The organism is Actinomadura sp. KC06, assembly GCF_004348735.1.
Lineage (GTDB): Bacteria > Actinomycetota > Actinomycetes > Streptosporangiales > Streptosporangiaceae > Spirillospora.
In genome coordinates, this window is record NZ_SMKT01000004.1 from 72,376 (window position 1) to 85,805 (window position 13,430).

8 protein-coding genes are annotated in these 13,430 nt (G+C 68.8%); 1 reads left to right on the forward strand and 7 read right to left on the reverse strand.

From position 1 onward, the window contains the following. Positions 1 to 28 precede the first annotated feature (28 nt). The 5 genes from E1287_RS02760 to E1287_RS02780 form a co-directional block, all read right to left on the reverse strand. On the reverse strand, positions 29 to 661 hold the full coding sequence (locus E1287_RS02760; RefSeq protein WP_131963193.1) for a DUF4360 domain-containing protein: 633 nt from the start codon (positions 659 to 661) through the stop codon (positions 29 to 31). A gap of 126 nt (positions 662 to 787) precedes the next feature. Beyond that, positions 788 to 1,030, reverse strand: coding sequence for a hypothetical protein (locus E1287_RS02765; RefSeq protein WP_131963194.1), 243 nt, complete (start codon positions 1,028 to 1,030; stop codon positions 788 to 790). Positions 1,031 to 1,176: 146 nt separating this feature from the next. Then, positions 1,177 to 2,382, reverse strand: coding sequence for an MFS transporter (locus tag E1287_RS02770; protein WP_131963195.1), 1,206 nt, complete (start codon positions 2,380 to 2,382; stop codon positions 1,177 to 1,179). 31 nt (positions 2,383 to 2,413) lie between these two features. Continuing rightward, positions 2,414 to 3,421, reverse strand: a complete 1,008-nt coding sequence (locus E1287_RS02775; protein WP_131963196.1) for an NAD-dependent epimerase/dehydratase family protein — start codon at positions 3,419 to 3,421, stop codon at positions 2,414 to 2,416. A 96-nt stretch (positions 3,422 to 3,517) separates the two neighbouring features. Continuing rightward, positions 3,518 to 4,750: a DegT/DnrJ/EryC1/StrS family aminotransferase gene (locus tag E1287_RS02780; protein ID WP_165968856.1), complete on the reverse strand. Its 1,233-nt coding sequence runs from the start codon at positions 4,748 to 4,750 to the stop codon at positions 3,518 to 3,520. Positions 4,751 to 5,128: 378 nt separating this feature from the next. Here E1287_RS02780 and E1287_RS02785 point away from each other — a divergent pair, with 378 nt between their 5' ends. Continuing rightward, positions 5,129 to 5,899 carry an SDR family oxidoreductase gene (locus tag E1287_RS02785; RefSeq protein ID WP_131963198.1) on the forward strand — a complete coding sequence of 257 codons (771 nt, stop codon included), beginning with the start codon at positions 5,129 to 5,131 and terminating at the stop codon, positions 5,897 to 5,899. 126 nt (positions 5,900 to 6,025) lie between these two features. Here E1287_RS02785 and E1287_RS02790 read toward each other — a convergent pair whose 3' ends face one another. Together E1287_RS02790 and rpoB are read right to left on the reverse strand one after the other, a co-directional pair. Next, complete coding sequence (locus E1287_RS02790) at positions 6,026 to 9,898, reverse strand: DNA-directed RNA polymerase subunit beta' (RefSeq protein WP_131963199.1); 3,873 nt, start codon at positions 9,896 to 9,898, stop codon at positions 6,026 to 6,028. A 20-nt stretch (positions 9,899 to 9,918) separates the two neighbouring features. Continuing rightward, the gene (rpoB, locus tag E1287_RS02795; RefSeq protein WP_131963200.1) at positions 9,919 to 13,386 is read right to left on the reverse strand and encodes a DNA-directed RNA polymerase subunit beta; all 3,468 of its coding nucleotides are present in this window, start codon (positions 13,384 to 13,386) and stop codon (positions 9,919 to 9,921) included. Positions 13,387 to 13,430 lie beyond the last annotated feature (44 nt).

The following is a 13,430-nucleotide window of genomic DNA, read 5'->3' on the forward strand; positions in this document are numbered from 1 at the left end:
AACTCATCGGTCTCTCAGGTTCGCGGCATCACGGACAGGTCTTCCAGAGAAGGTCGTAGGTGGCGGAGTCGTCGGGGGTGTCCAGGGCCATGATGCTGGTCCTGGACGGGTCCGAGTCGCCCGCGGAAACGCCCATCTCGGTGTCGAGGTAGAGGAGGCGTTCCTCGCCGCAAGGCTTGAACGCCACTTGGTCGAGGGGGATCTGCTGGTCGAACGTCCAGGGCGCGGCGTGGGGCCCGGGGACCTTGTGGGTCCACTCTTGGGACGGCGGCGTGCCCTGGAAATTGTGCTGCGTCTTCAGCTCGCCGGTCGCCCCTGCAGCCACTTCGGCGGAGCCGGCGAACCGGAGCCGGCTGATCGCGTAGGTGAAGCCCACCGCATTGTCCACCCGCAGGACGACCTGGCATTTCTGCCGGCTTTCGGCCGGGGTGGAGTCGCCGCCCGCGAGGGCATGGAGGCCCCAGTAGCGGACCGTGAAGCTGGTCGCGGTGACGGGCATCGACACCTCACCGCCCCAGCAGTCCTGGCTGAAGCTCACCACGGTGATGGTCACCCCGGGCGGCGGGTCCGCCGGGGCGGCCGACGCGGCGGGCGCCATCATGGCGGACGGGACGAGAACGGCGCCGAGTATCGCGATCGCCTTGCGCCTGACATGCGTCATGGCATGACTCCAAAAATCAGGCAGTGGATTCGATCGCGAGAGTAAATGCGCCCCAGAAAGGCGTCAACGCTAACGCCTTTCGATTTCTTATTCACATTTCACTTCATCGGGTGGCGGCGGGCCCGTTCAGCCGAAGGCGCGGCACTCCACCTCGGCGCGGCGCTCGGTCATGCCCTGCTGGACGGCCGAGGTCACGCACGCGCGCTGCTTCTCGTCCAGGCGCGGCTCGCCGCACTGGCCGACGCTCGAATAGGTGCGGCAGTCCTGGCGCGAGGTCTGGTCGCCGGACGACCAGGCGGCGGTGGCGCCGCCGACGCCCCCGATCCCCAGAACGCCGACGATCAATGCCCCGGTCATGACCCTCTTCATCTGCGTCTCTCCCCCGTCGCGTACATCGTCAACGACGAGGTACCTCCCCGTCCGTACCACCACAAAACACAGCAAAAGGTCAAGAAATTCAGCATACCTCCAGGTCAAGCCCGTCAGCCCGCGTCGCGTGCGCCGTCAGGCCCACGTCACGCGCGTCCGAGGCGGGGCGCGAGAACACTAAGGGCGCACGTCAGGATCAGGAGCACGACCATGGTGACGCGCAGCCCGGCCGCCTCCGCGACGCCGCCGACGATCGGCGGTCCGGCGAGGAAGCCCACGTAGCCGACCGTGGACACGGCGGCGATCGAGGGACCCGGGCCCCGCGGAGTGTGCGACGCGGCATGGCTGAACGCCACCGGGACGACCGGTGCCAGGCCCAGGCCAATCAGGGCGTAAGCCACCAGGCCCGTCCCCGGGGACGGCGCGACGAGGGCGAGTACGGCGCCGGCCCCGGCGAGGAGCGAGCAGCACTGGACGAACCGGTCGGTGGCCGCGCGGGAGCGCATCCGGTCGGCGGCCAGCCTCCCGGCGACCATGCCCGCCGAGAAGACCGCGAAGCCGGTGGCCGCGGCGCCGGCCGACGAACCGGCGACGTCCCGCAGATAGACGGCGCCCCAGTCGTTCATCAGGCCTTCGCCCATCAGCGCCGAGAGCGCGATGAGCGCGGGGGCCCACAAGCCCCGGGGTGGAAACGCGAACGCCGGCCCCGCGACGCCGGTGTCCGGTGCGTCGGGCAGCAGGAAGATCGTCGCGGCGCAGCAGACGGAGAAGAGGACGACCGCGGTCAGCAGGAAATGCGTTCCGGCTCCCACGTCCCCGGCGGCCGCCAGGCCGCCGACCGCCGCACCCGAGATCCCGCCCAGGCTGAACATGGCGTGGAAGCCGCCCATGACGGGACGGGAGCATGCGCGTTCCACCAGCACGCCCTGGGTGTTCATGGCGACGTCGACGGCGCTGTTGCCGACCGCGAACATCGCCGCCGCGACGGTCAGCGGCACGAGACCCGGCGCGGACGGGATCAGCGGGAGCGTCCCGAAGAAGAGGACCGCGCCGCCGATCAGCGTCCGGCGGCTGCCCCACCGGGCCACCACGACGCCCGCCAGCGGCAGCCCCGCGAGCGCGCCGGCCGCCAGGCCGGCGAGCGCCACGGCCAGCCCGCCCGCGGAAAGGCCCAGGCCGTCCCGGACGTCCGGCACCCGCGCGGCCCAGGAGGCGAACGCGGCGCCGTTGGCGAAGAAGACGCCGCGGACGGCGGTGCGCGCCGCCCGGCTCCGGGCGGCCGGCAACGCGGCACGCACCGGAGCCGATACCCGCGCGGGTACGGAACGGGCCGAGTCCTTGATCTCACTCACGGTCTGCTGCCTTGGCCTTCCGGGCCGCCACTCAGGGCTGTGGGACGCGCTCGCGGCGGAAGATCGCCGTCGTCGACGGAAGCTCGGGGAATGGGCCGAGCACGTCGGCGAGCGACGCGAGGCCGCTCTCCAGCGTCACGCCGGGCCGGAAGCCCAAGGACCGGAGCTTGGAGATGTCGGCCACCAGCCGGAAGCTGTCCTCCAGGCTGGAGGCGTCCGGCTGCAGGCGGGCCGGACGGCCCGTGGCCTTCGCCACCGCGTCGGCGAGGTCGCGCATGGACACCTCCCGCCCGCTGCCGATGTTGTAGACCTCCCCGGCGGCACCGGCGTCCGCGAGAGTGATCAGGGCCGCGCACACATCGGAGACGTGGACGAAGTCGCGGGTCTTGCGGTCGACGTCCCCGACCAGCGGAATCGGCATCTCGTTGAGCTGCCAGCGCAGGAACTGCGAGACCTCGCCGCCGGCGGAGCGCGGGTCCTCGCCCGGCCCGTAAACGACGAACGAGCGGCCGATCACGACCGGCAGGCCGATGGCGTCGTACAGGCTTCGCAGCGCGAGCTCACCCGACAGCTTGGACGCGCCGTAAGGCAGGAACGGCCGCGTGGGATGCTCCTCGGTCATGGGAACCCGCTGCGGGACGCCGTACACGATCGCCGAGGAGAGGCAGACCAGTCGCCGGACGCCGAGCTCGACGCACGCGTTGCCCACATTGCAGGCGCCGAGCCCGTTGATCTGGAAATCGAATCTCGGGAACTCCACCGAGCGGGAGCCGCTCGCGTTTCCCGCCAGATGGAAGACCGTGTCGGCGCCGCGCAGCGCCAGCAGTGTCTCGCCGTAGTCGCGCACGTCCGCGCGCACATGCCGGACGCCGGGAAGGGCGGCCAGTTCCGGCGACGGATCGGCGAGGTCGACGATGGTCACGCTCCTGCCCGCCCCGCTCAGCGCGGTGACGAGGTGACCGCCGACGAAACCCGAGCCTCCGGTGACGGCGACGTCGGGGGTCTCGGAGCCAGTGGATTCCTGCAACGTTCCAGCCATGGGGAAACTCCAGTTCTCACGCATGCGAAGGGAGCACGTGATGGTGCGGAAGTCGGGAAAGGCCAGAGGTCCGCCCCGGGGCTCGGGGCGCGTCGGTCACCGGTTCTCGGCGAGCCTGGCGACCCCTCGGGACACGGCGCCGATCATGTGCTCCACCTGGTCGTCGGTGAGGTGGTCGTAGATCGGCAACTGGATCTGATGCTCGAAGTAGGTCTTCTCCGCGACCGGGCACTCGCCGTAGCGGTGCCCCAGCGCCCGGAACTCCGGCAGCAGGTGAATGGGGAAGTACCGGACGACGATCTCGATCCCCTCCCGCTCCTGCAGGTGCCGGATGAAGTCGTCCTTGGGGGCGCCGACGGTTTCGGGATCGTAGAAGAGGGTGTAAAGGTGGTGGACGTGGCGGGCGTAGGGCTTCTCGTTCTGGACGCCGATGCCGGGCACCCGCCGCAGCCCTTCGTCGAGGCGGTGCGCGATGTCACGGCGCCGCCCGTTGAGGCGGTCCAGCTTGCCGAGTTGGACGATGCCGAGTGCCGCGCTCAACTCGCTCATCCGGTAGTTGTTGCCGACGAGGTAACGCCCGTCGACGTAGTCGTGGGTGTAGGACTTGCGGACGTGCGCGTCCCGGTAATACGCCGGTTGCCGGTACGGGCCGATGCGAGGGTCATCGCGCTCGCTCATCTCGCCCCACACGTGAATGGTCCCCAGCGCCCGGGCCATTTCGGCGTACCGATCGTTGCCGGTGACGAATGCCCCGCCCTCTCCGGTGGTCATGTTCTTCAGGGAATGGAAGCTGAAACATCCGATATCACCGATGGAGCCCAGCGGCCGGCCCTTGTAGGTGCCGCCGGCGACATGGGCGCAGTCCTCGACCACGCTCAACCCGTGGCGCCGGGCGATGGTCATGACCGGGTCCATGTCCACGGCCTGTCCGCCGTAATGGACGACCCATATCGATCTGGTCCGTTCGGTGATGAGAGGCTCGATCGTGGCCGGATCGAGATTGAGGCTGTCGGGATCGATGTCGGCGAACTTGATGACACAGCCGCGGGCCTGCAAGGGCCATGTGGTGACCCAGAACGTCTGGGGCGTCGTGATGACCTCGTCGCCCGGGCCCAGCCCGAGCACCTGCGCGGCCAGGAACAGGGCGGTGGTGCAGGAGCTGGTCGCCTGGACGTGGCGGCCGTCCAGCATTTCCGCGAAGCGCCGCTCGAACTCGGCGCCCGCGGGGCCCATCGCCAGGGTGTCCTGCGCCAGCACGTCGGTGACGGCCTTGATCTCTTCCGCGCCCAGCCGGTTGGAGATGCCGCTGTACGGCACCATGTACGTCATGCACCCGCTCCTCTCCATAGGCCTCGGCATTCTCCGGGTGAAACCTTGTTCTCGCCGGTAAGGGCGACCATCGCGCGATGCCGGTTAATAGGAGGTGAAATTGCGTCGACTTTTGCCTGCGACCGGATCGGCAACCGATTCAAGGTGTATGCGTCATGATCTCTGTCATGAATGTATCGACCTCGTCCTGCCGACGGCAAGCCCTCAATTCACCGCTCGGCACTGAAGGGGAACGCCGAAGGGCGGCACCAGCAGCTCGTTTTGCGTTATTTTTACCGCCGCCCGCGCCGCCGACGTGACACGGCTCACGGTCGCCGGCACGCGAGTACACCCATATGCCCGAGCAGATTAAGTGCGAGACTCCGGAGTTGTTTTCCGATGGACCAGGACCAAGACCAGGACGGGGCCGGGCGGAGAGTGGCCTTGGTGACCGGCGCGTCCAGGGGGCTGGGCGCCGCGATCTCGGCCGCCCTGGCCCGCGACGGCGCCGCCGTGGCGATCAACTACATGCGCGACCGGTCCGCGGCCGAGGACCTGCGGGACGAGATCGCCGCGACGGGCGGCCGCGCCGAAGTCTTCCGCGCCGACGTCACCGACGAGGACGAGGTCGACGAGCTTTACCACCGGGTGCTCGCCGCCTTCGGCAGGATCGACATCCTCGTCCTCAACGCGACCGGGCCCCAGCCCGACATTCCGATCGAGGACCTGAGCTGGCAGGACGTCCTCGACCAGCTCGCCTTCTTCGTCAAGAGCCCGCTGCTGCTCACCCAGAAGGCGATCACCGGCATGAAGCGGCGCGGGCACGGCCGCATCGTCCACATCGGATCGGACGTCGTGGAGCTGGGGCCGCCCGCGTCCAGCGCCTACGTCGCGGCCAAGGCCGCCCAGCTCGGCCTCACCCGCTCCTGGGCACGCGAGCTCGGCCCCCACGGGATCACCGTGAACCTCGTCGCCCCGGGCTGGATCCCCACCGACCGGCACGCGGACATACCCGACGGGGCCAGGGGCGAGTACGCCGGACGCCTGCCGCTGGGGCACCTGGGCGTCCCCGACGACGTCGCGGAAGCCGTCGCGTTCCTCGCCTCGGACCGGGCCCGTTTCATCACCGGGCAGAGGATCACCGTCAACGGCGGCGCCACCCTGACGTGACGCCCGGAGAACGCCGGAGGACGCCCGGAGAACCGCGGAGGACAGCCGTGGAACGGCGGAGGGCCGCCGCCCGCGCGATGCGGGTGGCGGCCCTCTGCGTGCCGTGCGTTACCGGGCGTACCGGCGTTACCGGTTGTACTGGCCGAAGTCGTACTCCTCCAGCGGGACGGCTTCGCCGGATCCCTGACCGAAGGCGTACTCGGCGCCGTCGTCGTAGGAGCCGACGGAGTAGACCGCCGCCTTCGCCTCCTCGGTCGGCTCGACCCGGACGTTGCGGTACTGCGGCATGCCGGTACCGGCCGGGATGAGCTTACCGATGATGACGTTCTCCTTGAGGCCGAGCAGCGGGTCGCTCTTGGCGTGCATCGCGGCCTCGGTGAGAACCCGGGTCGTCTCCTGGAAGGACGCCGCCGACAGCCACGACTCGGTCGCGAGCGAGGCCTTGGTGATGCCCATCAGGACCGGACGGCCGGCGGCGGGGACCCCGCCCTCGGCGACGACGTTCCGGTTCGTCTCCTCGAAGATCGGACGCTCCACCAGGTCGCCCGGGAGCAGGTCGGTGTCGCCCGACTCGAGGATGTTCACCCGCTTCAGCATCTGGCGGACGATGATCTCGATGTGCTTGTCGTGGATCGACACGCCCTGCGACCGGTACACCTCCTGGACCTCCTGCACGAGATGCAGCTGCACCGCGCGCGGGCCGAGGATGCGCAGCACCTCGTGCGGGTTGATCGCACCCGCGATGAGCTGCTGGCCGACGCCCACGGACTCGCCCTCCTTGACCAGGAGGCGGGACCGCATCGGCACCGGGTAGGCGATCTCGTCGGAGCCGTCGTCCGGGACGATGACGACCTTGCGGGCCTTCTCCGTCTCGTCGATCTTGACGCGGCCGGCGACCTCGCTGATCGGCGCGACGCCCTTCGGGATGCGGGCCTCGAACAGCTCCTGCACGCGCGGCAGGCCGTGCGTGATGTCGCCGCCCGCCACACCGCCGGTGTGGAAGGTCCGCATGGTGAGCTGCGTGCCGGGCTCGCCGATGGACTGCGCGGCGATGATGCCGACGGCCTCGCCGACGTCCACCCGCTTGCCGGTGGCCAGCGAACGGCCGTAGCACGCGGCGCAGACGCCGATCTTGGCCTCGCAGACCAGGGCGCTGCGGGTCCGGACCTTCTCGACCCCGGCCTCGAACAGCCGCGACACGACCGCGTCGGACAGGTCGGTGTCGGCCGGGTAGATGACCGTCCCGTCGACGACGACGTCCTCGGCGATCGTGCGGCCCGCCAGGCTGGTCTCCGTGGTGGAGAGCTTGGCGAGGCTGCCGTCCGACTGCCGCTCGACGATCTCGAACGGGATCGTGCGGTCGGTGCCGCAGTCCTCCTCGCGGACGATCACGTCCTGCGCGACGTCCACCAGGCGCCGGGTCAGGTAACCCGAGTCGGCGGTGCGCAGCGCGGTGTCGGCGAGGCCCTTCCGGGCGCCGTGCGTCGAGATGAAGTACTCGACGACCGACAGCCCCTCACGGAACGACGACTTGATCGGACGCGGGATCGTCTCGCCCTTCGGGTTGGAGACCAGCCCGCGCATCCCGGCGATCTGGCGGAGCTGCAGCGGGTTGCCTCGGGCGCCCGACTGGATCATCATCCAGATCGGGTTGGCCTTCGGGAACGCCTGCTCCATGTCCACCGCGACGTCCGCGGTGGCCTTGTTCCAGATCTCGATGAGCTCCTGCTTGCGCTCGTCGTCGGTGATCAGGCCGCGGTTGAACTCCCGCTGCACCTTCTCCGCGCGCTGCTCGTAGCCGCCGAGGATCTCCTGCTTGTTCGGCGGCGTGATGACGTCGTCGATCGCGATCGTGACGCCGGACCTGGTCGCCCAGTGGAACCCGGTGCTCTTCAGCGCGTCCAGCGCGTTGGCGACGGCGACCTTCGGGTACGTCTCCGCCAGCTCGTTGACGATCGCCGAGAGCTGCTTCTTGCCGATCTCGTCGTCGACGAACGGGAAGTCGTCCGGCAGCGTCTCGTTGAAGATGGCGCGGCCGAGCGTCGTCTCCAGCCGGTACGGCTGGCCGGGGTCGTAGCCCTCAGGCGCGATCCACTCGCGCGGCGGCGGGACGTCCTTGAGCCGGATCTGGATCTTGGCCTGGAGGTCAAGCTCGCCCCGGTCGTAGGCCATGATCGCCTCGGCGACCGAGCCGAACGCGCGGCCCTCGCCCTCCGCGCCGTCCTTCTGCGTCGTCAGCCAGTACAGGCCGATGACCATGTCCTGGGTGGGCATGGTGACGGGCTTGCCGTCGGACGGCTTCAGGATGTTGTTCGTCGACAGCATCAGGATCCGCGCCTCGGCCTGCGCCTCGGCGGACAGCGGCAGGTGCACGGCCATCTGGTCGCCGTCGAAGTCCGCGTTGAACGCGGTGCAGACGAGTGGGTGGATCTGGATGGCCTTGCCCTCGACCAGCTGCGGCTCGAACGCCTGGATGCCGAGACGGTGCAGGGTCGGCGCCCGGTTCAGCAGCACCGGGTGCTCGGTGATGACCTCTTCGAGGACGTCCCACACCACCGGGCGGGCACGCTCGACCATGCGCTTCGCGGACTTGATGTTCTGCGCGTGGTTGAGGTCGACCAGCCGCTTCATCACGAACGGCTTGAACAGCTCCAGCGCCATCTGCTTGGGCAGGCCGCACTCGTGCAGCTTCAGCTGCGGGCCGACGACGATGACCGAACGGCCCGAGTAGTCGACGCGCTTGCCCAGCAGGTTCTGGCGGAAGCGGCCCTGCTTGCCCTTGAGCATGTCGGACAGCGACTTGAGCGGACGGTTGCCCGGCCCGGTGACCGGACGGCCGCGGCGGCCGTTGTCGAACAGCGCGTCGACGGCCTCCTGCAGCATCCGCTTCTCGTTGTTCACGATGATCTCGGGCGCGCCGAGGTCGAGCAGCCGCTTGAGCCGGTTGTTCCGGTTGATGACCCGGCGGTACAGGTCGTTCAGGTCGGACGTCGCGAAACGGCCGCCGTCCAGCTGCACCATCGGACGCAGGTCCGGCGGGATCACCGGGATGCAGTCCAGCACCATGCCGAGCGGGCTGTTGCGGGTGTTGAGGAACGCCGAGACGACCTTCAGCCGCTTCAGCGCGCGGGCCTTCTTCTGGCCCTTGCCGGTGCGGATCGTGTCGCGGAGCTTCTCCGCCTCGGCGTCGAGGTCGAAGTTCTGGAGCCGCGCCTGGATGGCCGCGGCGCCCATGCCGCCCTCGAAGTACTTGCCGAACCGGTCGCGCATCTCGCGGTAGAGCAGCTCGTCGCCCTCAAGGTCTTGGACCTTGAGGTTCTTGAAGCGGCTCCACACCTCGTCGAGGCGGTCGAGCTCGCGCTGCGCGCGGTCGCGCAGCTGCTTCATCTCCCGCTCGGCGCCGTCGCGCACCTTGCGCTTCTGGTCGGCCTTCGCGCCGGCCTCCTCCAGCTCGCCCAGGTCGCCCTCCAGCTTCTGCTGGCGGGCCTCGACCTGCGCGTCGCGGGCCTGCTCGATCTGCTGGCGCTCCACGGAGATGTGGGCCTCCAGCGTCGGCAGGTCGCGGTCGCGCCGCTCGGCGTCCACGCTGGTGATCATGTAGGCCGCGAAGTAGATGATCTTTTCGAGATCCTTCGGGGCCAGGTCCAGCAGGTAGCCGAGCCGGGACGGGACGCCCTTGAAGTACCAGATGTGCGTGACCGGCGCGGCCAGCTCGATGTGGCCCATCCGCTCACGGCGCACCTTGGCCCGGGTCACCTCGACGCCGCAGCGCTCGCAGATGATGCCCTTGAACCGGACGCGCTTGTACTTGCCGCAGTAGCACTCCCAGTCGCGGGTCGGACCGAAGATCTTCTCGCAGAAGAGCCCGTCCTTCTCCGGCTTGAGGGTGCGGTAGTTGATCGTCTCCGGCTTCTTGACCTCGCCATGCGACCACTGGCGGATGTCGTCAGCGGTCGCCAGGCCGATGCGTAGCTCGTCGAAGAAGTTGACGTCAAGCAACAGAATTCCCCTTGAGTTGATCAGACCTCTTCGACACTGCTCGGCTCACGCCGGGACAGGTCGATGCCGAGCTCCTCCGCAGCGCGGAAGACGTCCTCGTCGGTGTCGCGCATCTCGATGGACATGCCGTCGCTGGAGAGCACCTCGACGTTGAGGCACAGCGACTGCATCTCCTTGATGAGCACCTTGAAGGACTCGGGGATGCCGGGCTCGGGAATGTTCTCGCCCTTGACGATGGCCTCGTACACCTTCACGCGGCCGAGGACGTCGTCGGACTTGATGGTCAGAAGCTCCTGCAGGGCGTAGGCGGCGCCGTACGCCTCCAGCGCCCACACCTCCATCTCACCGAAGCGCTGGCCGCCGAACTGCGCCTTACCGCCGAGCGGCTGCTGGGTGATCATGGAGTACGGACCGGTCGAGCGCGCGTGGATCTTGTCGTCGACCAGGTGCAGCAGCTTGAGGATGTAGATGTAGCCGACCGAGATCGGGTCCTTGTAGGGCTCGCCGGTGCGGCCGTCGAACAGCCGCGCCTTGCCCCCCGGGCCCACCATGCGCTTCCCGTCGCGGTTCGGCAGGGTGCTCTCGATCAGGCCGGTGACGTCGTCCTCGCGGGCGCCGTCGAACACCGGCGTGGCGGTGTTCGTCCACGGCGGCGCCTCGGACGCGCCGATGGCGTTGAGCGCCTTCTTCCAGTCGGCGTCGTCGCCCTCGACCTTCCAGCCGCGGGACGCGACCCAGCCGAGGTGGGTCTCCAGGACCTGGCCCACGTTCATGCGTCCGGGGACGCCGAGCGGGTTCAGGACGATGTCGACCGGGGTGCCGTCCTCAAGGAACGGCATGTCCTCGACGGGGAGCACCTTGGAGATGACGCCCTTGTTGCCATGCCGTCCGGCCAGCTTGTCGCCGTCGGTGATCTTGCGCTTCTGCGCGACGTACACCCGGACCAGCTCGTTCACGCCGGGCGGGAGCTCGTCGCCCTCGTCGCGGGAGAACACCCGGACGCCGATGACCTTGCCCTGCTCGCCGTGCGGCACCTTCAGCGACGTGTCCCGCACCTCGCGGGCCTTCTCGCCGAAGATCGCGCGCAGCAGCCGCTCCTCCGGGGTCAGCTCCGTCTCGCCCTTCGGCGTGACCTTGCCGACCAGGATGTCGCCGGGGACGACATCCGCGCCGATGCGGATGATGCCGCGCTCGTCGAGGTCGGCGAGGACCTCCTCGGAGACGTTCGGGATGTCCCGGGTGATCTCCTCGGGGCCGAGCTTGGTGTCGCGGGCGTCGACCTCGTGCTCCTCGATGTGGATCGAGGAGAGGACGTCGTCCTGCACCAGGCGCTGGCTGAGGATGATGGCGTCCTCGTAGTTGTGGCCCTCCCACGGCATGAACGCCACGAGGAGGTTCTTGCCGAGCGCCATCTCGCCGTTGTCGGTGCAGGGGCCGTCGGCGATGACCTGGCCCAGCTCGACGCGGGCGCCCTCTTCGACGATCGGCTTCTGGTTGAAGCAGGTGCCCTGGTTCGACCGCTTGAACTTGGAGACGCGGTAGGTCGTCCTGGTGCCGTCGTCGTTCATGACGGTCACGTAGTCGGCGGACACCTCCTCGACGACGCCGGCCTTCTCGGCCGTGATGACGTCGCCGGCGTCGGTCGCCGCGCGGTACTCCATGCCGGTGCCGACCAGCGGCGCCTCGCTGCGCAGCAGCGGGACGGACTGGCGCTGCATGTTGGAGCCCATCAGCGCGCGGTTCGCGTCGTCGTGCTCCAGGAACGGGATCATCGCGGTGGCGACCGAGGTCATCTGCCGGGCCGAGACGTCCATGTACTGGACCTCGCGGGCCGGGACGAGCTCGACCTCGCCGCCCTTGCGGCGGATCAGGACCCGGTCGTCGACGAAGGTGCCGTCGTCGTTGAGCAGGGAGTTGGCCTGCGCGATGACGAAGCGGTCCTCCTCGTCGGCGGTCAGGTAGTCGATCTCCTCGGTGACGATGCCGTCGGTGACGCGCCGGTACGGGGTCTCGACGAACCCGAACGGGTTGACCCGGCCGAACGCGGCGAGCGAGCCGATCAGCCCGATGTTCGGGCCTTCCGGCGTCTCGATCGGGCACATGCGGCCGTAGTGGGACGGGTGGACGTCGCGGACCTCCATGCCGGCCCGCTCACGGGACAGACCGCCGGGGCCGAGCGCGTTCAGGCGACGCTTGTGCGTCAGGCCGGCCAGCGGGTTGGTCTGGTCCATGAACTGGGACAGCTGGCTGGTGCCGAAGAACTCCTTGATGGAGGCGACGACCGGCCGGATGTTGATCAGCGTCTGCGGCGTGATCGCCTCGACGTCCTGGGTGGTCATCCGCTCGCGGACGACGCGCTCCATCCGGGCCAGGCCGAGCCTGACCTGGTTCTGGATGAGCTCGCCGACCGTGCGCAGCCGCCGGTTGCCGAAGTGGTCGATGTCGTCGACCTCGATCGGCACGGCGACGGCGCCGAGGGTCGCCTCCTCCTCACCGGCGTGCAGCCGGACGAGGTACTCGATCGTCGCGACGATGTCGTCCTCGGTGAGGGTGCCCTGGTTCATGTCCAGGTCGAGGCCGAGCTTCTTGTTGATCTTGTAGCGGCCGACCTTGGCGACGTCGTAGCGCTTCGGGTTGAAGTACAGGTTCTCCAGGAGCGTCTGCGCCGACTCGCGCGTGGGCGGCTCGCCCGGGCGCAGCTTGCGGTAGATGTCGAGGAGCGCGTCGTCCTGGCCGGAGGTGTGGTCCTTCTCCAGGGTCACGTTGATCGACTCGTAGGAGCCGAAGCGCTCGCGGATGCGGGCCTCGTCCCAGCCGAGCGCCTTGAGCAGCACCGTGACGGGCTGCTTGCGCTTGCGGTCGATGCGCACGCCGACGTTGTCGCGCTTGTCGATCTCGAACTCGAGCCACGCGCCGCGGCTCGGGATGACCCGGCAGCCGTAGATGTCCTTGTCGGACGCCTTGTCGAGCGCGCGGTCGAAGTACACGCCCGGAGACCGGACGAGCTGGGAGACGACGACCCGCTCGGTGCCGTTGATGATGAACGTGCCCTTCGGGCTCATGAGCGGGAAATCGCCCATGAACACCGTCTGGCTCTTGATCTCGCCCGTGGTGTTGTTGATGAACTCCGCCGTGACGAACATCGGGGCGGAGTAGGTCATGTCCTTGTCCTTGCACTCCTCGACGGAGTACTTGGGCGGCTCGAACCGGTGGTCGCGGAACGACAGCGACATGGTTCCGGAGAAGTCCTCGATCGGGCTGATCTCTTCGAAGATCTCCTCCAGCCCCGACTGCGTCGGGACGCTCTTACTTCCGGCCTTCTGGGCCGCCTCGACCCGGGCCTTCCACCTCTCGTTGCCCAGCAGCCAGTCAAACGAGTTGGTCTGCAGAGCAAGGAGGTCCGGGACTTCGAGCGGCTCCTTGATGCGCGCGAAGGAGACGCGGTTCGGACCGGTTGCGGTATTCGAGGCGTTGCGCGAGGCTGCCAAGAGTGGTCCTTCCGAGGGCTCGCGGCGTAACTGGTGACACGCAC